Genomic DNA, 21,638 nt, shown 5'->3' on the forward strand with positions numbered 1-21,638 from the left:
CATGGATCCGTGCCCCACAGGTGCCGCCAGTGGTGGTCCCTACTGGTCGCGGTACATCTCGGCGACCAGGAAGGCCAGGTCGAGGGACTGGCTGCGGTTGAGGCGCGGGTCGCAGGCCGTCTCGTAGCGCTGGTGCAGATCGTCCACGAAGATCTCGTGACCGCCGCCGACGCACTCCGTGACGTCGTCGCCGGTGAGCTCGACGTGGATGCCGCCGGGGTGCGTCCCGAGCTGCTTGTGCACCTCGAAGAAGCCCTTGACCTCGTCCAGGACGTCGTCGAAGCGGCGGGTCTTGTGGCCGGAGGCCGCCTCGAAGGTGTTCCCGTGCATCGGGTCGGTCACCCACACCACCGTGGCACCGGAGGCGGTGACCTTCTCGACCAGCTCGGGAAGCTTGTCGCGGACCTTGTCCGCGCCCATGCGGACGATGAAGGTCAGCCGGCCGGGCTCGCGCTCGGGGTCGAGGCGGTCGACGTAGCCGAGCGCCTCGTCGACGGTGGTCGTCGGGCCGAGCTTGATGCCGATGGGGTTGCGGATCTTCGAGGCGAACTCGATGTGCGCGCCGTCCATCTGGCGGGTGCGCTCACCGACCCAGACCATGTGGCCCGAGGTGTCGTAGAGCTGGCCGGTACGCGAGTCGGTGCGGGTCAGCGACGACTCGTAGTCGAGCAGCAGCGCCTCGTGCGAGGCGTAGAACTCGACTGCCTTGAACTCGGCCGGGTCCGTACCGCACGCCTTCATGAAGTTCAGCGCGTTGTCGATCTCGCGGGCCAGGGCCTCGTAGCGCTGCCCCGACGGCGAGGACTTCACGAAGTCCTGGTTCCAGGCGTGCACCTGCCGCAGATCCGCGTACCCACCGGTGGTGAAGGCGCGCACGAGGTTCAGCGTGGAAGCGGATGCGTGGTACATCCGCTTCAGCCGCTCGGGGTCCGGGACGCGGGACGCCTCGGTGAACTCGAAGCCGTTGACGGAGTCGCCGCGGTAGGTCGGCAGGGTCACGCCGTCGCGGGTCTCGGTCGGCTTGGAGCGCGGCTTGGAGTACTGCCCGGCGATCCGGCCGATCTTGACGACGGGCACGGAGGCCGCGTACGTCAGGACGGCGCTCATCTGGAGCAGCGTCTTCAGCTTGGCCCGGATGTGCTCGGCGGACACGGCGTCGAATGCCTCGGCGCAGTCGCCGCCCTGCAGCAGGAACGCCTCGCCCTTGGCGACGGCTCCCAGGCGGGCGCGCAGCTGGTCGCACTCGCCCGCGAAGACGAGCGGAGGATACGACGCGAGGTCCGCGAGTACGTCGCGCAGGGCCTCGGCATCGGGGTACTCGGGCTGCTGCGCCGCGGGAAGGTCTCGCCAGGTGTGGCCACCGGCGACGGAGGTATTGGCGTTCACGGTCACCTTGCCAACACTACGGGGTCGGGAGGGCGTCCCGGCCGCCCGCTCAGCAATTGAGACACACGCTCGTCCGTCCGCCCCTTCGGCTAGGGTGTGCGGCATGTTCGCGCAGACGACTCAGAACTGGTGGTGGACCGCTCATCCGGCGGCCCACTGATTCATCGCGCGTACAGACTTCGCGAAGGCCGCCCGAGGGGCGGCCTTCTCTGCGTTCAGGAGCCGGGAGCCGTTCCTCCATCAGGAAGGAACGCCCATGCCCGAGCGCACGCCCGAGCCGATGCCCGACCGCACCGCCGCCCTGTTGTCCGCCCTGCTCCGCGACAACGCCCCTCCCTTCGCGCTGCTGCGCCGGCGCACGCCCGGCCGGGACCACGACACCGTCGAGGTCCTGACCGGAGAGGTCCGGGACGTGGAGCGGCTCGCCGACATCCCGGTGGGTGAGCTGCCCTCACTGGCCCTGGTGCCCTTCCGGCAGATCGCCGAGCGTGGTTTCGACGTGCGGGACGACGGGACCCCGCTGTCGGTGCTGGTCGCCGACGAGGCGTACGAACTGCCGCTCGCGGAGGTGCTCGCGCACCTGCCCGGCCACGACGTGCGGGTCGAGGACGGTGCCTTCGACGTGGCCGACGAGGAGTACGCGGACATCGTCCGACGGGTCGTCGAGGACGAGATCGGGCAGGGCGAGGGCGCGAACTTCGTGATCCGGCGGACCTTCTCCGGCGAGATCCCCGGTTTCGGCCGGGCCGACGCGCTGGCGCTGTTCCGGCGGCTGCTGGCCGGTGAGCGCGGGGCGTACTGGACGTTCGTCGTGCACACGGGAGGCGGCACGGCCGGCGACGGCTCCTCGTCCGGGCGGAGAGGGGCGGCGGGCGGCCGGACGCTGGTCGGAGCCAGTCCGGAGGTCCATGTGCGGATGTCGGGCGGGACGGTCGTGATGAACCCGATCAGCGGGACCTACCGGTACCCGCCCGAGGGTCCGTCCACCGAGGGCCTGCTGGCCTTCCTTGGCGACCGCAAGGAGACCGAGGAACTCTCCATGGTGGTCGACGAGGAGCTCAAGATGATGTGCACCGTCGGCGACATGGGCGGTGTGGTGGTCGGGCCCCGCCTGAAGGAGATGGCCCATCTCGCGCACACGGAGTACGAGTTGCGAGGGCGTTCCTCGCTGGACGTGCGGGAGGTCCTGAAGGAGACCATGTTCGCGGCGACGGTCACCGGCTCCCCCGTGCAGAACGCCTGCCGGGTCATCGAACGTCACGAGCCGGGCGGCCGCGGCTACTACGCGGGGGCCCTGGCGCTGGTGAGCCGGGAGCCCGGCGGGGCGCAGACCCTGGATTCGCCCATCCTGATCCGTACCGCCGACATCTCGGCGTCCGGCCGGCTGCGCGTGCCGGTGGGGGCGACCCTGGTGCGCCACTCCGATCCGGCGGAGGAGGTCGCCGAGACCCACGCGAAGGCGGCCGGTGTGCTCACCGCGCTGGGCGTCCGGCCCGGCCGGCCCCGTGCGGAGGCGGACCGTCCCCGGCTGGCCTCCGATCCGCGGGTGCGGGCGGCCCTGGACGACCGGCGCGGCGGGCTGGCCCCCTTCTGGCTGCGGATGCGGGAGCGGACGCGGGACCTGTCCGGCCACGCGCTGGTGGTGGACGGCGAGGACACCTTCACGTCGATGCTGGCGCACCTGCTGCGCGCCTCGGGTCTCACGGTCACGGTGCGCCGGTACGACGAGCCCGGCCTGCGCGGGGCCCTGCGGACGCACGAGGGGCCCGTGGTGCTGGGCCCGGGGCCGGGCGATCCGGGGGACACGACGGACCCGAAGATGCGGTTGCTGCGGGGGCTGGCCTCCGAGCTCGTACGGGAACACCGTCACGGGCTGCTCGGCGTCTGCCTCGGTCACGAGCTGATCGCGGCGGAGCTGGGCATGGAGATCGCGCGGAAGGAAGTGCCTCACCAGGGTGCCCAGACCCGCATCGATCTGTTCGGGAGGCCCGAGACCGTCGGCTTCTACAACAGCTTCACCGCGCTCTGCGACGACGCGGCGGCCACGGAGCTGGGGGCGCACGGGATCGAGGTGAGCCGGGACCGTGCCTCCGGCGAGCTGCACGCGCTGCGCGGCCGGGGCTTCGCCTCCGTGCAGTTCCATCCGGAGTCGGTGCTGACGTTGCGCGGCGTCACGATCCTGACCGGACTCCTGGCGGCACTGCCGGTGGCCGGCTGAGGGCCGGGGGGCCGGCGGCACCGTGGGCCGGGGCAGGGCGACACCCCACGGCACTGCCGGCTCCCGCCCGGCCGGACGGGAGCGCCTAGCGGCCGGGGGGAGCCGGGACGAGGAAGTTGTCGCTGCGGCGGCCCGCCAGGTAGTCGGCCACGTTCCGCACGGTGGCATCGATGATCTGTCCCACGGCGTCACGTGTGTAGTACGCCTGGTGCGAGGTGACGATGACGTTGGGGAAGGTGACCAGCCGGGCGAGGGTGTCGTCGTCGATGCCCTCGACGGACCTGTCGACGTGGAAGAGGCCTGCCTCCGCCTCGTAGACGTCGAGCCCTACCCCCGTGAAGCGGCCGGCGCGCAGCTCGGTGACGAGGGCACGGGTGTCGATGAGACCGCCCCGGCTGGAGTTGACCAGGATCGCGTCGTCCTTCATCGCGGCCAGGGCGCCGGCGCCGATGAGGTGCTGGGTGTCCGGCAGCAGCGGCACGTGGAGACTGATCAGGTCCGCCTCGGCGAACAGCTGCTCCTTGTCCACGTACGTCATGCCGAGCGCGGTGCAGGCGGGGTTCTCGGCGATGTCCCAGCCGAGCAGATCCATGCCGAAGCCGTGGGCGATCCGGGTGAACGCCTCACCGATCTTCCCCGTGCCGACCACACCGGCGGTACGGCCGTGCATGTCCCGGCCGAGGAGCCCGTCGAGCCGGAAATCGAAGTCCCGGGTACGGCTCACCGCGCGGACGATGCGGCGGTTGACGGCCATGGCCAGGGTCCAGGCGAATTCGGCGACCGAGTGGGGGGAGTAGTACGAGACCCGGGCGACACGCAGGGCGAGTCGCTCGGCGACGTCCAGGTCGATGTTGTTGAAGCCGGTGGAGCGCTGGGCGATCATCTGTGTGCCGCCCGCCGCGAGGCTCTGCAGGACGCGGCTGCCGAGGTCGGCGTTGACGCTGGTGGAGACGATCTCGTGGCCCGCGGCGATCGGAGCGGTGTCCTCGGTGAGGAAGACGTCCAGGCAGCGGACGTCGTGCAGGCCGGCGAAGGCCTTCTCGATCAGGGGCTTCTCGTCGGACTGCACGCCGAATGCCAGGATTTCCACGACGTCTCCCGGGTGAGGGGTGGGGCCGGTCCTCGCGAATATACGGCCCGCCCCGGGGTGCCGCCCGGCCGGAACGGGACCGGCCGGGCGGCAGTCATCCGAAGAAGCCCCCCGCTTCCGCGTGGAGGGCCGGGTCGACGGTCTTCAGGCGGGCGGTCGCCTCCGCGATCGGCACCCGCACGATGTCCGTCCCCCGGAGGGCGGCCGTCACGCCGGAGGCGCCCCCGTGCACGGCGCCGATGGCGTGCGGCCCGAAGCGGGTGGCGAGCCGGCGGTCGAAGGCGCTCGGCGTTCCGCCGCGCTGGACACGACCGAGGACCGTCGTCCTCGCGGCAGGGGGCGGTTGCCGGTCAGACGTCGTCGAGTCCGGCTTCGATGGCGTAGCGCACGAGCTCCACACGGTTGTGCAGCTGGAGCTTGCCCAGGGTGTTCTGGACGTGGTTCTGCACGGTCCGGTGGGAGATGACCAGGCGCTCGGCGATCTGCTTGTAGGAGAGTCCCTTGGCCACCAGCCGCAGGACCTCCGTCTCACGGTCGGTGAGCTGCGGGACCTTCGGCCGGTCGGGGGCCGCGGGAGCGGGATCGGACGCGAGCCGGCGGTACTCGCCGAGGACGAGCCCGGCGAGGCCCGGTGTGAAGACCGGGTCGCCGGCCGCCGTGGCACGTACCGCGTCGGTCAGCTCCTGGGTGCTGGCCGACTTGAGCAGGTAGCCGGTGGCACCCGATTTCACGGCCTCCAGGACATCGGCGTGCTCGCCGCTGGCGGACAGCACGAGGACGCGCAGCCCGGGGAGGGAGCCGACGAGCTCCTTGCAGACCTGGACGCCGGGCAGCCCCGGCAGATTCAGGTCGAGGACCAGGACGTCGGGTCCGGCCGCCCTCGCCCGCCGCACGGCTCCCGGGCCGTCGCCGGCGGTCGCCACCACGTCGAACCCGGACTCGGCCAGGTCCCGGGCGACGGCGTCGCGCCACATCGGGTGGTCGTCGACGACCATCACCTTGATGGCCCGCTCCTCGGACGCCTGTGTGTTCGGTGTGCTCATCGGACCGATCCTGCCTTCCCCCGTGAAACCTTCGGAACCTTCATCTCGACCTCGGTGCCCTGTCCGGGTACCGAGATCAGCTCTGCTGTGCCGCCCAGGTCGCGCAGCCGGCCGCGGATCGACAGGGCGACTCCGAGCCGCCCCTCCCCCTCCGCCTGGTCGAGCCTGCCCTCCGGGATGCCCGGGCCGTCGTCCCGGACCGTGACGATCACCGCGTCCGGCTCGTCCTCGACGAGGATCCAGGCCTGGGCGTCCGGCCCGGCGTGCATCCGGACGTTGTCCAGCGCGGCGCTCACCGCGGCGGCGAGCTCGCGCGCGGCGCCGGCCGCGAGCAGCACCGGGGCGCCGGGCTCCGCGAACGTGACCCGGGAGCCGGCGTGGGGAGCGAGCATGACGCGCAGATCGGACTCGGCGCTCTCCGTCCCGCCGGCGTCCGCCTCACGGACCGTCGCACCCTCGGCGCCGTCCTCGGACACCCGTGTCGTCGGCACCAGACCGCTGGAGACGAGGGTGCGCAGGGCGACCTCCTGCTCACCGGCCATCCGGCCGAGCTCCGCGGCCTCGCCGCCCAGGGCCGTGCCGCGCCGCTGGACCATGGCCAGGACCTGGAGGACGCTGTCGTGGATGTCCCGGGCGAGCCGTTCCCGCTCCCGGGTGGCGGCCTCGATCTCCAGGGCCCGCGCCAGGGTGCGCTCACTGGCACGGGCCACCTCGACGACGTAACCGATGGCGATGGAGGCGACCCACACCAGCACCACGTTGTGGAAGGTGTCCTCGCTCGGCTCGCCGCGCTCGATGATGTTGGCGACGGCGACGAGGGTGGAGGCGAAGGCGGCCCAGCGCCAGCCGCCCTTCAGCGCGAACGCGAGGACGGACCCCGCCGTCCAGATCGACGGGAGCGTCGGGCCGTCCACGCGCTGGGCGTCGAAGTCGGCGAGGGGCGTCAGCAGGACCCCGGTGAGGGCGACGGTGAGGTCCGTGCCGAGGAAGCGCCTGGTGCAGCTGGCCGCGTTGGCCACCCTCGGGAGCGTGGCCAGGGTCCAGACGGCCAGCACCGCCAGGAAGACGACGGCCACCCAGGGCCGCTCGAACTTCTCCCGGCCCAGGCCCGCGAGCAGCACCGCGTAGACCAGCGTCAGCACGCGGTAGGCGGTCAGCGCCCGCCACAGCGGCTGCTCGACCGACATCCTCACGACCCGTTCACGCCCGGCCATGTCCCCTCCCCCGGTTCCCGCCCCTGTCATGCTGCCCGCCCCGGGCGGTCGACGGCGCCTCAGGCGCCGGACCGCTCCGTGCCCTTCTTCTTCGCGGCCTCGGCGATCTGCCGCTTGGCGGCGGTCGCGTAGATGTCCACGTACTCCTGGCCCGAGAGTTTCATGATCTCGTACATCACCTCGTCGGTCAGCGAGCGCAGGATGAACCGGTCACCGTCCATGCCCTGGTACCGGCTGAAGTCCAGCGGCTCGCCGATCCTGATGCCGGGCCGCATCATCCTGGGCACGACCTGGCCGGGCGGCTGGATCTTCTCCGTGTCGATCATGGCCACGGGGATGACCGGCGCACCGGTGGCGAGGGCCACCCGGGCGAGGCCGCCGGGCTTGCCACGGTAGAGCCGTCCGTCGGGTGACCTGGTCCCCTCCGGATAGATCCCGAAGAGACCGCCGCTCTCGATCACCCGGATACCCGCTCCGATCGCCGCCTCCCCGGCTCCGCGCCCGCCTGAGCGGTCCACCGGGAGCTGCCCCACGCCCTTGAAGAACGCGGCGGTGAGCCTGCCCTTCACCCCGGGGGCGGTGAAGTACTCCGCCTTGGCGATGAAGGTCACCTTGCGGTCGAGGACGGCCGGCAGGAAGAAGGAGTCCGAGAACGACAGGTGGTTGCTCGCGAGGATCGCCGGCCCGTGCGCGGGAATGTTCTCCAGACCCTCCACCCACGGCCTGAAAGCGAGCTTCAGGGACCCGCCGATGGAGAACTTCATTGCGCCGTAGATCAACTCGGGTGCCTCCTGTGTGCCGTCCGACAGACCTTAACCTGTGGTGCCGGCAGCCTCCCCGCCCGCTGCGGGCGGTGTCCCGCGCGGGAGCCCGTCGCAGGTGGCGGCTGCTCGGGCCGTGACGGCCCTGGTCGGTGTCGGTCCGGTCGCGTACGGTGAGGTAATCCTTTCGCACACCCCCCTCACCCCGTCCCGCTTCATGAACAGGAGACCCCGGTGCCGGTCCTCCCTGGAGCCGAGCCGTTCCGCCACGAGGGCGGAGAGGTCGGCGTCCTCCTCTGTCACGGATTCACGGGTTCGCCGCAGTCGCTGCGCCCCTGGGCCGACTACCTGGCGGAGCGCGGGCTGACCGTGTCCCTCCCCTTGCTGCCCGGTCACGGCACGCGCTGGGAGGACATGGCCGTCACCGGCTGGCAGGACTGGTACGCGGAGGTTGACCGGGAACTGCGGGCGCTGCGGGCCAGGTGCGAGCAGGTCTTCGTCTTCGGTCTCTCCATGGGCGGGGCCCTGGCGCTGCGCCTGGCCGCCAAGCACGGTGACGAGATCACCGGCCTGGTGCTGGTGAACCCGGCGAACAAGGTGCACGGCCTGTCGGCGTACGCCCTGCCGGTGGCCCGGCACCTGGTCCGCACGACGAAGGGGCTGACCAGCGACATCGCGTTGCCGGGAGCCGAGGAGGTCGGCTACGACCGGGTGCCGTTGCACGCCGCGCACTCGGTACGGGCGTTCTTCCGCCTGGTCGACGCCGATCTGCCCCAGGTGACACAGCCGGTCGTCCTGCTGCACAGTCCGCGGGACCATGTCGTGCCGCCGGCCGACTCGGCGCGGATCCTCAGCCGGATCTCGTCCCGGGACGTCGACGAGATCCTCCTGGAACAGAGCTACCACGTGGCGACGTTGGACCACGATGCGGAGCGGATCTTCGACGAGAGCTACCGGTTCATCGACCGCCTCGCACCCAACGCTGGCAAGAAGGGGAGCACGTCCGGTGGCTGAGCACGACGCGGAGCGCGCGGGCAGTGACGAGGAGCGCGAACCGCGCCCCACGGAGGGAACGGCCGTGCCCGGGGGCACGGAGGGGGCCGGTCCGGTCGACGAGGCGGCTGCCTGGGAGGCGATCGTCGCGGGATACGGCGAGGAACCGCCGGACCCGCCGGGCGCCAAGCCGTTCAAGTCGATCGAGGACCTGGCCCTGCTGGAGAGCGACCAGCTCAACGTCCTGGACCCCTCCCCGGAGGGCGGCGCGGGTGAGGACCCGGACAAGGGCGTGAGCGAGAAGGCGCCCGGCGGTCCGCCGGAGAAGAAGCCGCTCGGCGGTTCGGTCGTCTTCGCCCCCGGGGTGGCGGGCCCCCGCGACTACGCCCTGGAGGAGCCCAAGGACGGCGATGCCGGCGATCCGGACGACGGCGAGGAGGGGCACTTCGTCCCGCCGGAGCCGCCGCCCCTTCCCGAGGCGGACGTCACGGCGAAGTTCGCCTGGCTCGCGGTCGTCGGCGGGCCGGTGCTGATGCTGCTCGCGGTGCTGATGCAGTGGGAGATGACGTGGTGGCTCACCACTCTCTCCATCGGCGGTTTCCTGGGCGGCTTCGCCACCTTGGTGGCCCGCATGCCTCACGACGACGAAGAGGACGACGACCCGGGGCGCGGCGCGGTCGTCTGACCGGGCCACGGCGCGGTCGTCCGGCCGGAAGCGCGGCCCGGTACACACGGGATGCTCGGGCCCCGTTCAGCCGCCGGCGGGCACCCTCAGGGCCGCCAGGACGGGCAAGTGGTCCGTGGCCGCCCGCAGGTCCGCGCCGGTGACTCCGGGCAGGCCGGTCGGGACTCCGCAGCCGAGCACCTCGATGCCCCCGGTCGCGAAGACCGCGTCGATCCGTTTGCGCGGCGCGTCCGGCGGGAAGGTGAGTTCGCCGCCCCACGGCCGCACCGTCCGGCAGTCCTGGAGCCGCCCGGACAGCCGCCGGAAGGCACTTCCCTCGGGCACGTCGTTGAGGTCGCCGGCGACGACGGCGTGCGGGACGTCCATCGCGTCGATCCGTTCCAGCAGCATCCCCGCCTGTGCCTGCCGTTCCTCGCGTTGCAGGCTGAGGTGACAGCTCAGGACGCCGATGCGGGCCCCGGCGATCCGGACGACCGCCGTGGCCAGTCCCCGCCGGTGCAGCCCGGGCGTGAGCGGCAGCAGCACGTCCTCGGTGCGTTCCACGGTGGCGCGCAGCGAGCAGAGCAGCAGGGGCCCGGCAGCCGTCGCCCCGCCGCTGAGGACCACCAGGTCGGTCGCGGCCGCGAGCCGGGCCGCAGCCTTGCGCCAGCGGAAGAAGCGCGGGGCCTCCTGGACGCAGACGAGGTCGGGGGCGCAGGCGCGGATGACGCGGGCCAGCGCCTCGGTGTCGTCGCGCAGCGAGCGCACGTTGTAGCTGAGCACCCGGATGACGGCCGAACCGTCCGGCTCGGTACGGGAGTCGGGCAGCGGCAGTGGCGTCGTGACCATGAGGGGCACGATACGACGGACGCCCGCCGCTCCCCGGGGGGCGCGACGGGCGTCGGACGTTCAGCGGTGGTGAGGTCAGCCCTGACGGGCCAGGTCCGCCGCGCCCACCAGGCCCGCCTTGCCGCCCAGTTGGGCCGCGAGGACCTGCGCGTGCGGGCGCCACTCGCCGCCGATCAGCCAGCGCCGGAACGACTTGCGGATCGGGTCGAGCACCAGCTCGCCCTCGTCCGAGACGCCGCCGCCGACGATGAAGGCCGACGGGTCGAAGAGCGAGGCGAGGTCGGCCAGTCCGGCTCCGGCCCAGCGGGCCAGCTCACGGAAGGAGTCGACGGCCACGGGGCAGCCCTGGCGGGCGGCCTCGCTGATGTGCTTGCCCTCGATGCCCTCCACCGTGCCGTCGCCGAGACCCAGCAGGATCGGGGCGTTCTCCGGGGTGGCGTTGGCGCGCTGCTTCGCGTACCGCACGAGCGCGCGGCCCGAGGCGTACTGCTCCCAGCAGCCCTGGCTGCCGCAGCCGCAGAGCAGGCCGTCCGGGACGACCCGGATGTGACCGAATTCCGCGGCCACGCCGAAGCGTCCGCGGCGCAGCTTGTTGCCGATGATGATGCCGCCGCCCAGGCCGGTGCCGAGCGTGATGCAGATGACGTCGTCGTGACCCTGGCCGGCGCCGAAGCGGTATTCGCCCCAGGCCGCCGCGTTCGCGTCGTTCTCGACGACGACGGGGAGGCCCACGCGCTGCTCGACCTTGTCCTTGAGCGGCTCGTGACGCCAGTTGATGTTCGGAGCGAACAGCACGGTGGCGCGCTTGTCGTCGACGTATCCGGCCGCGCCGATGCCTACCGCTTCGACGTCGTGTCCCTCGCTCGCCCCGGCCACGGCGGCGCTGATCGCGTCCACGATGCCTTCGGCGGTCGGCGGGGTCGATACCTTGAACGTCGAGAGGATCCGGCCCTCTTCGTCGACCACTCCAGCCGCGATCTTCGTGCCGCCGATATCGACGCCGATGGTGAGTCCCATGAATCCCTCAGTTTCGGTCGAGCCCCGCTACGGCCAACCGTACCCGAGCCGGGGACGGGCCTTCCCTGTCCAGGGTCAGTCCAGGTTGATGTTCTCGCTGCCGCCGGTGCCCCCGTCACGCGGGTCCGACGGGTCCTCGGCCGCCTTCTTCCCGGGGCCGGAGGTGGTTCCGGTGCCGCCCGGGGTGCCGCCGGCGCCTTCGGTGCCCCGGGTCCAGCGGCCCTCCTGGCCCTCGACGGCGGAGCGGTAGGCGGCGAGGAGTTCGTTTCCCGCGGCGGCCAGGTGGTCGAAGAGTTCGGGATTGCGCTCGATGACGGGCTCGACCGCGGACCTGGCCTGCCGGATCACCTGCTGGACGGTTCCCTGGGCGGCCATGCCGAGCAGCGGCGACTGGAGCGAGGAGACCTTGTCGGCCACCGCGTCGAGGAGCTTGCGCAGCTCCTCGGCCGCGGAGCCCGGCTGCTGTCCGTACTGGGCACGGCGGCGGGCCTTCTCCGCCTCCAGGTCCTCGGCGCAGGCCTCCGCCCACGCGTCGTCGTCGACGGGACGATCGGTGGATTCACTCATGGCGGACTCCTGCGACGCGGTTGTCTGCGTGGCCGTGCGGGCCACGTACTACCGACGTTACCCGAACGGTGGTACGCCGTTCATTGTGTCCGGGGCCAGAGTCCCGGGTCAGGCGTGAACCGGACACGCAGGACGCCCTCGGCGAGCGCTGCTCCCGAGACGGTGCAGCGGCGCAGCGCGGACTCCAGACGCACGATCCGGTGGAACGGCCCGGCGGTGAGGAGCAGTTCGTCGCCGCGCCGGACGAGCTTGAGGTCCTCCTTGACCGCTCCGGGCAACGGCAGGCACCAGGCGATCACGCCGTCCCCCGCGTCCTCGGTCCACCAGGGGTCCCCGGCGTGTCCCGGGTCCAGGCCGTCCGGTGCGCAGGCCTCGGCGAGCAGGGCCAGGTCATCCACCGTGCGCGGCTCACGGCCGAGGTGGGCGGTCTCGCGTACGGAGGCCCCGGGAGCCCACTCCTGGCGCCAGGAGTCCAGGCACTTCTCCTGCCGGGCGGCGAGATCGGCGAACCAGGGGTCGACGGAGTGGCGGGGCAGGACGCGGGACGCCACGACGGAGTCGACGCGCAGTCCGTGCAGGGCGAGCCCGGTACGGGCGGTGCGCAACGCCTCGGCGGCACTCCGCCCGGGTTCGGCGACCAGCCTCACGGTGGTCGCCCCGTCCCCGATCAGTGCCTCGACGGCGGCCAGTTCGGCGTCCTTGCGGGCGGCGGCCTCGTACAGCCACCGGGCGGGCATGGGAACCCCGGCGAGCTGGGCGAGGACCGGGCGCAGGGCTCGGGCCGCCTGGCGTTCCCGGGGCAGGAGGCGTCGCAGGTAGCGGCGCAGCTGCCCGGGGAGCGCGAGGAGGGCCAGGGCGTCGGCCAGCGGAGGCAGGTCGACGACGAGGACCTCGTAGCCGTCCTCCGCCCAGTCGCCCTCGGCCGCCCGGCGCAGGGTGTGGAGTACGGCGAGCTGCGCGCTGCCGGGGAGTTCGGTCAGTTCCTCGCCGTCGAGCCGGTTGGCGCCGAGCAGGTCGAGCACCCCGGACGCCCGGTCCTGCAGGCCGAGGAGCTCGGAACGGAAGTGGGCGGCGGAGTCGATGCGGGCGCAGGCCAGCCGCTCGGCCGCCTCGGTGGGCTCGGCGCCCGCGGGGAAGGCGGGCACCGCGTCGGCGGAGACCAGGAGGGTGCGCCGGCCACTGCGGGCCGAGGCGAGCGCGGTCGCCGCCGCGACGGTGGTACGGCCCGCGCCGCCGGGGCCGGTGACGAGGACCGTACGCACGTGGTCAGACCTTCGGGACGGACTCGACGCGCTTCTTCAGCCCGGCGAGGGCCCGGTCGATGATGACCTTCTCGGCCTTGCGCTTGATCATGCCGATGAGCGGGATCTTGACGTCGACGGCGAGCCGGTAGGTGACCTCGGTGCGGTCGCCGTCACCCAGGGGCGCCAGCGCGTAACTGCCGTCGAGCGAGCGCAGCATCTGGGACTTCACGAGGGTCCAGCCGACCTCGTACGCGCTGTTCCAGGTGTAGGCGAGGACGTGGTCGTCCTTGATCGCGCCGGCGTCCAGGACGAGGCGGACCTGCTCCGCACGGCCCTCGGCGTCCGTGGCCAGGATCTCGGCCTCCTTCACCTCTCCGGTCCATTCCGGATAGCGGGCGAAGTCGGCGATCACTCCCATGACGTCGGCCGGCGCCGCCTCGATCGTGATGCTCGAGCTGGTGTGTTCAGCCATCGCCGTGGCCCTCCAGTGCGGTGTACCGGTCGCGTTCGGCAGAGGCCTGCCATGTGCAGGCTATCGCGTGCCGGAGGCCCTCCTGCCCGCGCCCCGGCCCGTGGCCGGTGGCCGTGTCGCTCACCACTCCAGGGCCCAGGGACGGCCGCTCGACGCGAAGTGGCCGACGTTCACGCATTCGGTGACGCCGATCCGCATCCGGCGCACCAGGGGCTGGTGCACATGGCCGAAAATCGCGTAGCGGGGGCGGGTGCGGTGGATGGCGTCCAGGAGTGCGCGGCTGCCGCGTTCGAAGCGCCGGGCGACGGTGTCGTAGGTCAGCTCGGGGACGTCCGGCGGGATGTGCGAGCACAGGACGTCCACCGGCCCGAGCGCCTCGACCTTGGCGGCGTACTCCTCGTCGCTGATCTCGTACGGGGTGTTCATGGGGGTCCTGAGCCCTCCGCCGACGAACCCGAACACCCGGCCGCCGATCTCGACACGCTCGCCGTCCAGGACGGTCGTACCGGAATTGGCGTATTCGGGCCAGAGCGCCGGTACGTCGACGTTGCCGTAGGTGGCGTAGGTCGGGGTGGGCATGACCGCGAACATCTCGGCGTACTGCTTGCGTACGGCGGACAGGATCGCCGCGTTGCGGTCCCGGCCCGCCCACAGCTCACGGCCGAAGGCGCGGGCCTCCTCGAAGCGGCGCGCCGTGCGCAGCTCGACGATGCGGTGGGCGTTCTCCACTCCGAACAGGTCGGGGAAGATCCCGCGCGAGTGGTCGGCGTAGTCGAGGAAGAGGACCAGGTCACCCAGACAGATGAGGGCGTCCGCGCCGTCGCCGGCCCGCGCCAGCGCCTCCGCGTTCCCGTGCACGTCGCTGACCACGTGCACGCGTGTCCGTCGGGTGGTGGTTCTGTGCTGATTGTGCGGTGTGCCGGCTCGCATGAGGATCACCCTAGGTCGCCGTCCGCTGCTCTGGGTAGAGGCCGTCGGACCTGCGATTACTTCCGGATCGGGACACGGGTGGACTAATGTGCGCCGAAGGCCCACCGATATGTGTGATGCATAAGACATCTGGCCGGATCCCCCTTTCCGGAACCGAGTACCGGTGGGTAACGTCCGGCCAGTCCAGTCGTGCTCACCCCACTGAGCATCTGCCAGTCTTGGACCGATCCGGTGCGTCGCACAGAGCCGTGGAACCGGAGCCCGATGAGGAGCAGCAGTCTTGCGCGAGTTCAGCCTTCCGGCCCTGTACGAGGTCCCTACGGACGGCAACCTGACGGATCTCATCCGCCGCAACGCCGCTCAGCATCCCGATGTCGCGGTGATGAGCCGGAAGGTGGCCGGGGTCTGGACGGACGTCACGGCGACCCGGTTCCTCGATGAGGTCAGAGACACCGCCAGGGGCCTGATCGCGTCGGGCATCCAGCCGGGAGACCGGGTCGCGCTGATGTCGCGCACCCGTTACGAGTGGGTCCTGCTGGACTTCGCCATCTGGTGCGCGGGCGCCGTCACCGTGCCGGTGTACGAGACCAGCTCCGCCGAGCAGGTCCAGTGGATACTCGGTGACTCGGGCGCGGTCGCGGTCGTCGTGGAGAGCGGGGCCCACGCGGAGTCCGTCACCGCCGTGCGCGACGGGCTCCCCGGTCTGCTCCACGTCTGGGAGATCGACCGGGGCGCCGTCGGCGAGCTCGTGGCCGCGGGCGCCGGAGTCTCCGACGAGACGCTGGACCTGCGCATGGTGAGCGCCAAGGCCGACGACCCGGCGACGATCGTCTACACCTCGGGCACCACCGGGCGCCCGAAGGGCTGTGTGCTGACGCACCGCAGTTTCTTCGCGGAGTGCGGCAACATCGTGGAGCGGCTCAAGCCCCTCTTCCGTACCGGCGAGTGCTCCGTCCTGCTCTTCCTGCCCACCGCGCACGTCTTCGGCCGGCTGGTCGAGGTCGCCTCGGTGATGGCCCCGATCAAGCTCGGCTGCGTACCGGACATCAAGAACCTCACCGACGAGCTGGCCTCCTTCCGGCCGACGCTGATCCTCGGTGTGCCGCGGGTGTTCGAGAAGGTCTACAACTCGGCGCGGGCCAAGGCCCAGGCCGACGGCAAGGGCAAGATCTTCGACCGGGCCGCCGACACCGCGATCGCCTACAGCCGGGCGCTGGGCACGCCGGACGGCCCGTCGGTGGGCCTGAGGATCAAGCACAAGGTCTTCGACAAGCTGGTGTTCGGCAAGCTGCGGGCCGTGCTCGGTGGCCGCGGTGAGTACGCCATCTCCGGTGGCGCGCCGCTGGGCGAGCGGCTCGGCCACTTCTTCCGCGGCATCGGCTTCACGGTGCTGGAGGGGTACGGCCTCACCGAGACCTGTGCCGCCACGGCGTTCAACCCGTGGGACCGCCAGAAGATCGGCACCGTCGGCCAGCCGCTGCCGGGTTCGGTCGTGCGGATCGCCGACGACGGTGAGGTGCTGCTGCACGGCGAGCACCTGTTCACCGGTTACTGGAAGAACGAGGCGGCGACGGCCGAGGCACTGGCCGACAACTGGTTCCACACGGGTGACATCGGCACGCTCGACGAGGACGGCTATCTCGCGATCACCGGCCGCAAGAAGGAGATCATCGTCACCGCGGGCGGCAAGAACGTCGCCCCGGCGGTGATCGAGGACCGGATCCGCGCGCACGCCCTGGTCGCCGAGTGCATGGTGGTCGGCGACGGACGGCCGTTCGTCGGCGCGCTGCTCACCCTCGACGAGGAGTTCCTCTCCCGCTGGGCCGAGGAGAACGGCAAGCCGGCCGGGTCGACGGCGGTCTCGCTGCGCGAGGACCCCGAGCTGCTGGCCGAGGTGCAGCGGGCGGTGGACGACGGCAACGCGGCGGTCTCCAAGGCGGAGTCGGTACGCAAGTTCCGCGTCCTGGCCGCGCAGTTCACCGAGGAGGCGGGCCACATCACGCCGTCGCTGAAGCTGAAGCGCAACGTCGTGGCGAAGGACTTCGCGGACGAGGTCGAGTCGATCTACCGCGGCTGAGCCCGGACGCACGTACGAGGAGGGGCCGCACCGTGCCGGTGCGGCCCCTCCTCGTACGTGCGTCCGCTCAGAGCAAGGTCCGGAGCTTCCCGGCGAGCAGGTCCCAGCGCCACTTCTCCTCGACCCACGCCCTGCCCCGCTCCCCCATGCGCCGGCGCAGCTCCGGGTCGCCGAGCAGGGCGACGATCCGGTCGGCCGACTCCTCGGCGGAGCCGCCCCGCACCACCCACCCGGTCTCGCCGTCGAGCACGGCGTCCGGGGCGCCTCCCGAGTCACCCGCCACGACCGGCAGTCCGGTCGCGGACGCCTCCAGGTAGACGATGCCGAGGCCTTCGACGTCGAGTCCGCCGCGGCGGGTGCGGCAGGGCATGGCGAACACGTCGCCGGCGCCGTAGTGCGCGGGCAGTTCCTCCCAGGGCACGGGTCCGGTGAACCGCACGGAGTCCCGCACACCGGTCTCGGCCGCCAGCTTCTTCAGCTGCCCGGCGTACGGGCCGCCGCCCACCACGAGCAGGACGGCGTCCGGCACCCGCGCCAGGATCGCGGGCATGGCCAGGATGAGGGTGTCCTGGCCCTTGCGCGGCACGAGCCGCGACACACAGACGACGACGGGCCGGTCCGCGAGGCCGAGCCGGGCCCTCACCCGGTCGCCGCCGGAGGCGGGGTGGAAGGTCTTCTCGTCGACCCCGGGCGGCAGCTGCACCATGCGGCCCGCTGCCTCCGGGGTGAGCGCGGCGGCGATCCGGGAACGGGTGTACTCACCGAGGTAGGTGATCGTGTCGGTGCCCTCGCCGACGCGGCGCAGCAGCTGCCGGGAGGCGGGCAGCTGGGCCCAGCCCGCCTCGTGGCCGTGTGTGGTGGCCACGATCCTGCGCGCACCCGCCCGGCGCAGCGCGGGCGCCATCAGCCCGAGGGGGGCGGCCGCGCCGAACCACACGGAGGAGCAGCCGTGTTCGCTCAGCAGCCGGACCGCGCGCCGGGTGACCCGGGGGGTGGGCAGCAGCATCGTCGTACGGTCGCGTACGACGGTGAACGGCTGCTCGGCGTCGAAGGCGGCGGTGGCCTCGGCGCCCTCCGCGCCTCGCTTCCAGGTGGAGGCGTAGACGACGAGCCGCTCGGGATCCATGCGCAGCGCCATGTTGTGCAGGAAGGCCTGGATGCCGCCGGGGCGGGGTGGGAAGTCGTTCGTCACGATCAGCGTCTTGTCCATCGCCGCCGACAGTACCGGGCGGCCCGACGGCCCTGCCTGACGGCTCCCGCACAGCCGGGGCCTGCATCATGGCGTGCATGACGGTCAGGACGGATACGGGCGGCCGGGCGAGCCGGGGGCTGTCCCTCGCGGTGTGGGGCCTCACCCGCGCGGTGCTGCTGCTGTGCGTCTTCAAGGTGTTCACGGTCCCCGGGCCGGACGTCACGAGCGATGTCTCGGTGATCTACCGGGGCTGGTACGAGGTGCTCCGCGCCGGCTCGTACCCGCTGGACGACGTCACCTGGCAGTATCCGCCCGCCGCCGCGCTCGCCGTCCTCTCCCCCGATCTGCTGCCCTTCCTGGAGTACGCCTCCGCCTTCTTCCTGCTCGTGCTGCTGTGCGACGCTCTGGTGTTCGGGCTCCTCCTCCTCGCGGGGACCCGGCCGGGCACGCGTGACGCGGGGACGTGGCTGTGGGTGGTGGGCGTACCGCTGCTGGGGCCGACCGTGTACGCCCGTTACGACCTGATGGTGACGGCCGTGGCGGTGGTGGCGCTGCTGGCGGGCGTGCGCCACCCCAGGGTCCTGGGGGCACTGGCCGCCTTCGGCACGCTCCTGAAGGTCTGGCCGGTGCTGCTGCTGGTGGGCACCGCGCGGGGCAGGGCGACGCGGCGGTCCTGGTCGGCGGCGGTGGTGACGGCCGCCGTGCTCGCCCTGGCCGCCGCGGTGGTGCTGCCGGGCGCGTTCGCCTTCCTGACGTTCCAGCGGGACCGGGGCCTGGAGATCGAGTCCCTCGGGGCACTGGTCTTCCATGTGGCCAGGCAGTTCGGCTGGGAGGGCCGGGTCGAGCTCCGTTACGGCTCGATGGAGTTCGCCGGCCCGCACGTGGCGCTGGTGAGCACACTGGCCCTGGCGCTGAGCGTGCTCGCGTTCGGCTGGCTGCTGGTGTGGCGGCTGCGGGCCCGTACGTTTGCGGTGCACACGCCGGCGGACGCGGCGTTCACCGCCGTGCTGCTGTTCACCGTGACCAGCCGTGTCATCAGCCCGCAGTACATGGTGTGGCCGCTCGGTCTCGCCGCGGTGTGCCTGGTGTTCCGGGGCAGCCGGATGGCGCTTCCCGCCTGTCTGGTCCTGGTGGCCACCGGTGTCACCCTGATGGAGTTCCCGCTCGGCTTCGCGCACGTGGTGGCCAGTGACGCGGAGGGTGTCGCGCTCATGGCCGTGCGCAACGGTCTGCTGGCTGCCGCGACGCTCGTGGCCGGGCGGCGGCTGTGGCGGGACACCGTGCCCGGGGCGGGGCGGCGGGGCGGGGCCGCGGACCCGCTCAGCCGAGCCGGGCGCGCAGATACTCCCGCCAGCGCGTCGTGAAGTCCTGGGGGGTGGTCCCGAGCACCGTGTGCATGGCCTGCTCCACGGCTCCGTCACGCTCCGCACGGCTCCCCACGGCCTTGTAGAAGGCGACCAGCCCTTCCTCGCCCCAGTCCCGCGCTATCAGCTCGCAGGCCAGCCAGCCGCCCTCGTACGCCCGGGCGAGCGTCACCGCGTCCCCGTCGAAGCCGAAGTCCTCGTCGGCCGGCAGCTGCGCGGGCAGGTCACCGCGCCGGACCGCTTCGGCGAGCTCCGGCGCGATCTCGGTGGCCGTGCGGCTCTCCCGGAGGTAGGCGGTCCGGTCGGCGAAGCCCTCGGAGAGCCAGACGGGGGTGGCGGCGGAGGTGTGCGCACGGGTCGCGACATGGGTGGTCTCGTGGGTGAGGACGACCCGCTGCCCGAAGTCGCCGAGCATGCCGTAGGCCTGCGGATTGACGATCACCCGGTCCGCGGGCGCCCGGCCGCCGCCACCGACCTCACCGGTGGTGACGGCCGCTATGCCCCGGTAGCTGGCCGCCGGTGAGTCCAGGAGACCCGCCATGTCCTCCACGGACTCGGGGACGAGCACCACGACCCGCCCGGCCCAGGGCTCCGGCCAGGCCCCGGTGACGGCCGGGACGGCCCGGTCGGCGGTGGCCGCGATCCGGCGCAGCTCCGCCGTCCGGCGTCCGACCCCGAGGACCAGGCTGCGCGCACCGCGTACGACGTCGACGTCGCCCTGCTCCCAGAGCTGCCCCGGGGCCCCGTCGGCGGCCCGGTCGGCGGAGACGTACCAGGTGCGGTCCTCGTCGCGCCGCACCAGTTCCACCGTGCGGGAGGACGACATGGGCGCCGTGTCGTAGCCCTTGATCCGGTACCGCAGCTCGACCTGCGCCGTGACCCGGTCCGCGCCCGTGCCGGTCACGTCCTCCACCTCGTACGCCCATGACTCCAGCGGTACGTCGGCGAGGTTGTCCAGCTCGGTGCGCTGGGCTTCCCGGAAGGACGTGGCCCGGGGGTCGAGCGCGGCCAGGTAGGCGCCGGTGTCGCGCTCCATGACCGCCGCGGCCCGGCGGTCCAGGGCGGCGCCGACCTCCTGGGCGGTGCTGCCGGTGGAGGCGCCCTCGGGGGCGGAGCACGCCGGCGCGAGCAGCACGACGGCCAGCACGGCGCCCGCCGTGCCCCGTCTGCGGGTACGCTCCCGCCGCGCGTCCTGCGTACGAACAGCCATCGGACCGATCGTACGGTCGGACGCGGAGGTCCGGTGAGGCGGGCTTCACGCCGACGGGGCCGTGGCACTCCGGCGCCCCAGGCCGCGGTACGCGGGCCGGGGCGGCCGCCCACCGGCCGCGGGCCGCGCCGGACGCGTGGACGGGCGGGTACGGCGGCGCCCCGCCGGAGACCTGTGGTCTCCGACGGGGCGGGGCGTCACCGTGGGGTGCTGCGATTCGCCCGTTCGGGCGTCAGACGCGCACGCCGAACTGGAAGGAGCCGAGGTACTCCATCGCCTCGTACCGGACGACCTGGCCCGGGTACGGCGCGTGCAGGACCTGGTTGTTGCCCGCGTACAGGCCGACGTGCGAGGTGTTGCTGAAGAACACCAGGTCGCCGGGCTTGAGTGCGCCCCGGCCGATCCGGACCCCGTCGTTGACCTGCGTGTAGGTGGTGCGGGTGATCTGGACACCGGCCTGGGCGTAGGCCCACTGGGTCAGGCCCGAGCAGTCGAACGAGTTGGGGCCGGATCCCCCGGAGACGTACGGCTTGCCCAGCTGCGTGGCGGCGGCCTGGAGAGCGGCGGCACCACGGGCGGACGCGGGGACCTCGTTGCCGAGTTCGACCCGGTCGCCGGCGGCGCGGCTGGCGCGCTGCTCGTCCTCCTGCATCTTGGCGCGCTCGGCGGCGGTGAGCGTGTTGAGCAGCTTCTGCGCGTCGGCGAGCTTGCCCTGGTACTTCTTCTTGTTCTCGTTCAGCGTCTTGCGGACGTCGGCGAGGTCGTTGAGCTTGCCCTGCGCCTCCTTGCGCTGCTGCGCGAGGGTGCGCTGCTTCGCCTGGATCTTCTGCAGCGACTCCGCCTGCTTGGCCGTCAGCTGGTCCAGTGCGGAGGCCTGGTCGAGGAAGCTGTCCGGGTCCGAGGAGAGCAGCAGCTGGACCGACGGGTCGAGACCACCGGAGCGGTACTGCGCGGTGGCCAGCGAACCGAGCTCGCCGCGCAGGGTGTTGAGCTCGTCCTGGCCGCGGGCCACCTTGTCCTGGAGCGCGTCGGCCTGCTCCTTGAGCTTGTCCTGCTGCTCCTTGGCGCCGTTGGCCTTCTCGGTGGCGACCTCGGCCTCGTGGTAGAGCTTGTCGACCTTCGCCTTGACCTCGCTCTTGGTCGGCTTGGGGTCGGCGTGGGCGGCCTGAGAAGTCAGGGCCACGGCCGCAGCGGCGGTCGCGGTGAGCACGGTCACGCGGGTGCGGCTCGGCTGCTTGGGACGACGGTGGGACGCCACGAAGGCGAGCTCCTTCTTCCTCGAGCCGCCTACCGGGTTGCGGGGGGACAGACGCGAATCCCCGGCTCCGTGCACGTCACGGACTCGGC

The 21,638-nt window shown here is 72.3% G+C and carries 20 protein-coding genes and 1 pseudogene; 6 read left to right on the forward strand and 15 right to left on the reverse strand.

Features of this window, described 5'->3' with window-relative positions; genetic code table 11:
• Positions 1 to 39: 39 nt before the first annotated feature.
• The gene (locus tag ACHFIV_RS23400; protein WP_398972349.1) at positions 40 to 1,386 is read right to left on the reverse strand and encodes a class II 3-deoxy-7-phosphoheptulonate synthase; all 1,347 of its coding nucleotides are present in this window, start codon (positions 1,384 to 1,386) and stop codon (positions 40 to 42) included.
• Positions 1,387 to 1,489: 103 nt separating this feature from the next.
• Between ACHFIV_RS23400 and ACHFIV_RS23405 the strand changes: the two genes are divergently transcribed.
• Both ACHFIV_RS23405 and ACHFIV_RS23410 read left to right on the forward strand, forming a co-directional pair.
• Positions 1,490 to 1,546 carry a trp operon leader peptide gene (locus ACHFIV_RS23405; RefSeq protein ID WP_078513512.1) on the forward strand — a complete coding sequence of 19 codons (57 nt, stop codon included), beginning with the start codon at positions 1,490 to 1,492 and terminating at the stop codon, positions 1,544 to 1,546.
• A 120-nt stretch (positions 1,547 to 1,666) separates the two neighbouring features.
• Entirely contained in the window at positions 1,667 to 3,604 is a 1,938-nt protein-coding gene (locus ACHFIV_RS23410) for an anthranilate synthase family protein (RefSeq protein WP_398972566.1), read from the forward strand.
• An 85-nt stretch (positions 3,605 to 3,689) separates the two neighbouring features.
• Here the strand turns inward: ACHFIV_RS23410 and ACHFIV_RS23415 are convergent, their stop codons facing one another.
• The 5 genes and pseudogenes from ACHFIV_RS23415 to ACHFIV_RS23435 form a co-directional block, all read right to left on the reverse strand.
• Positions 3,690 to 4,694: a 2-hydroxyacid dehydrogenase gene (locus ACHFIV_RS23415; protein ID WP_398972351.1), complete on the reverse strand. Its 1,005-nt coding sequence runs from the start codon at positions 4,692 to 4,694 to the stop codon at positions 3,690 to 3,692.
• A 94-nt stretch (positions 4,695 to 4,788) separates the two neighbouring features.
• Positions 4,789 to 5,028: pseudogene (locus tag ACHFIV_RS23420) on the reverse strand (6-phosphofructokinase); the annotation flags it as partial.
• 16 nt (positions 5,029 to 5,044) lie between these two features.
• Positions 5,045 to 5,737, reverse strand: coding sequence for a response regulator (locus ACHFIV_RS23425; protein WP_398972353.1), 693 nt, complete (start codon positions 5,735 to 5,737; stop codon positions 5,045 to 5,047).
• Positions 5,734 to 6,951 (reverse strand): MacS family sensor histidine kinase, encoded by a 1,218-nt coding sequence (gene macS / locus ACHFIV_RS23430; RefSeq protein WP_398972356.1) that lies wholly within the window; start codon positions 6,949 to 6,951, stop codon positions 5,734 to 5,736. Before macS ends, ACHFIV_RS23425 begins: the two co-directional genes overlap by 4 nt.
• A gap of 59 nt (positions 6,952 to 7,010) precedes the next feature.
• Positions 7,011 to 7,730, reverse strand: a complete 720-nt coding sequence (locus ACHFIV_RS23435; RefSeq protein WP_398972358.1) for a lysophospholipid acyltransferase family protein — start codon at positions 7,728 to 7,730, stop codon at positions 7,011 to 7,013.
• 216 nt (positions 7,731 to 7,946) lie between these two features.
• Here ACHFIV_RS23435 and ACHFIV_RS23440 point away from each other — a divergent pair, with 216 nt between their 5' ends.
• Together ACHFIV_RS23440 and ACHFIV_RS23445 are read left to right on the forward strand one after the other, a co-directional pair.
• Entirely contained in the window at positions 7,947 to 8,726 is a 780-nt protein-coding gene (locus ACHFIV_RS23440; RefSeq protein ID WP_398972360.1) for an alpha/beta hydrolase, read from the forward strand.
• A complete protein-coding gene (locus tag ACHFIV_RS23445; protein ID WP_398972362.1) occupies positions 8,719 to 9,390 on the forward strand; it encodes a hypothetical protein in 672 nt (223 codons plus the stop codon). Before ACHFIV_RS23440 ends, ACHFIV_RS23445 begins: the two co-directional genes overlap by 8 nt.
• A 66-nt stretch (positions 9,391 to 9,456) precedes the next feature.
• On the opposite strand, the gene ACHFIV_RS23450 is transcribed toward ACHFIV_RS23445, so the two are convergent.
• The 6 genes from ACHFIV_RS23450 to ACHFIV_RS23475 form a co-directional block, all read right to left on the reverse strand.
• Positions 9,457 to 10,218, reverse strand: coding sequence for an endonuclease/exonuclease/phosphatase family protein (locus ACHFIV_RS23450; RefSeq protein ID WP_398972365.1), 762 nt, complete (start codon positions 10,216 to 10,218; stop codon positions 9,457 to 9,459).
• Between the two features lie 75 nt (positions 10,219 to 10,293).
• Positions 10,294 to 11,235, reverse strand: a complete 942-nt coding sequence (locus ACHFIV_RS23455) for an ROK family glucokinase (protein ID WP_398972367.1) — start codon at positions 11,233 to 11,235, stop codon at positions 10,294 to 10,296.
• Between the two features lie 75 nt (positions 11,236 to 11,310).
• On the reverse strand, positions 11,311 to 11,802 hold the full coding sequence (locus tag ACHFIV_RS23460) for a DUF5304 domain-containing protein (protein WP_398972369.1): 492 nt from the start codon (positions 11,800 to 11,802) through the stop codon (positions 11,311 to 11,313).
• Between the two features lie 80 nt (positions 11,803 to 11,882).
• The gene (locus ACHFIV_RS23465) at positions 11,883 to 13,064 is read right to left on the reverse strand and encodes an ArsA family ATPase (RefSeq protein WP_398972371.1); all 1,182 of its coding nucleotides are present in this window, start codon (positions 13,062 to 13,064) and stop codon (positions 11,883 to 11,885) included.
• Positions 13,065 to 13,068: 4 nt separating this feature from the next.
• Positions 13,069 to 13,518, reverse strand: coding sequence for an SRPBCC family protein (locus ACHFIV_RS23470; protein WP_398972374.1), 450 nt, complete (start codon positions 13,516 to 13,518; stop codon positions 13,069 to 13,071).
• Positions 13,519 to 13,638: 120 nt separating this feature from the next.
• A complete protein-coding gene (locus ACHFIV_RS23475; RefSeq protein WP_398972377.1) occupies positions 13,639 to 14,448 on the reverse strand; it encodes a metallophosphoesterase family protein in 810 nt (269 codons plus the stop codon).
• Positions 14,449 to 14,728: 280 nt separating this feature from the next.
• Between ACHFIV_RS23475 and ACHFIV_RS23480 the strand changes: the two genes are divergently transcribed.
• Positions 14,729 to 16,525 carry an AMP-dependent synthetase/ligase gene (locus ACHFIV_RS23480; RefSeq protein ID WP_398972379.1) on the forward strand — a complete coding sequence of 599 codons (1,797 nt, stop codon included), beginning with the start codon at positions 14,729 to 14,731 and terminating at the stop codon, positions 16,523 to 16,525.
• Between the two features lie 67 nt (positions 16,526 to 16,592).
• On the opposite strand, the gene ACHFIV_RS23485 is transcribed toward ACHFIV_RS23480, so the two are convergent.
• A complete protein-coding gene (locus ACHFIV_RS23485; RefSeq protein WP_398972382.1) occupies positions 16,593 to 17,735 on the reverse strand; it encodes a glycosyltransferase family 4 protein in 1,143 nt (380 codons plus the stop codon).
• 77 nt (positions 17,736 to 17,812) lie between these two features.
• Between ACHFIV_RS23485 and ACHFIV_RS23490 the strand changes: the two genes are divergently transcribed.
• On the forward strand, positions 17,813 to 19,081 hold the full coding sequence (locus tag ACHFIV_RS23490; protein WP_398972384.1) for a glycosyltransferase 87 family protein: 1,269 nt from the start codon (positions 17,813 to 17,815) through the stop codon (positions 19,079 to 19,081).
• Here ACHFIV_RS23490 and ACHFIV_RS23495 read toward each other — a convergent pair.
• Both ACHFIV_RS23495 and ACHFIV_RS23500 read right to left on the reverse strand, forming a co-directional pair.
• Complete coding sequence (locus ACHFIV_RS23495; RefSeq protein ID WP_398972387.1) at positions 19,038 to 20,291, reverse strand: hypothetical protein; 1,254 nt, start codon at positions 20,289 to 20,291, stop codon at positions 19,038 to 19,040. The genes ACHFIV_RS23490 and ACHFIV_RS23495 overlap by 44 nt on opposite strands.
• A gap of 232 nt (positions 20,292 to 20,523) precedes the next feature.
• Positions 20,524 to 21,549 (reverse strand): C40 family peptidase, encoded by a 1,026-nt coding sequence (locus tag ACHFIV_RS23500; RefSeq protein WP_398972390.1) that lies wholly within the window; start codon positions 21,547 to 21,549, stop codon positions 20,524 to 20,526.
• Between the last annotated feature and the right edge of the window lie 89 nt (positions 21,550 to 21,638).

It is taken from the genome of Streptomyces sp. ALB3, from assembly GCF_044385685.1.
Taxonomy (GTDB): domain Bacteria; phylum Actinomycetota; class Actinomycetes; order Streptomycetales; family Streptomycetaceae; genus Streptomyces.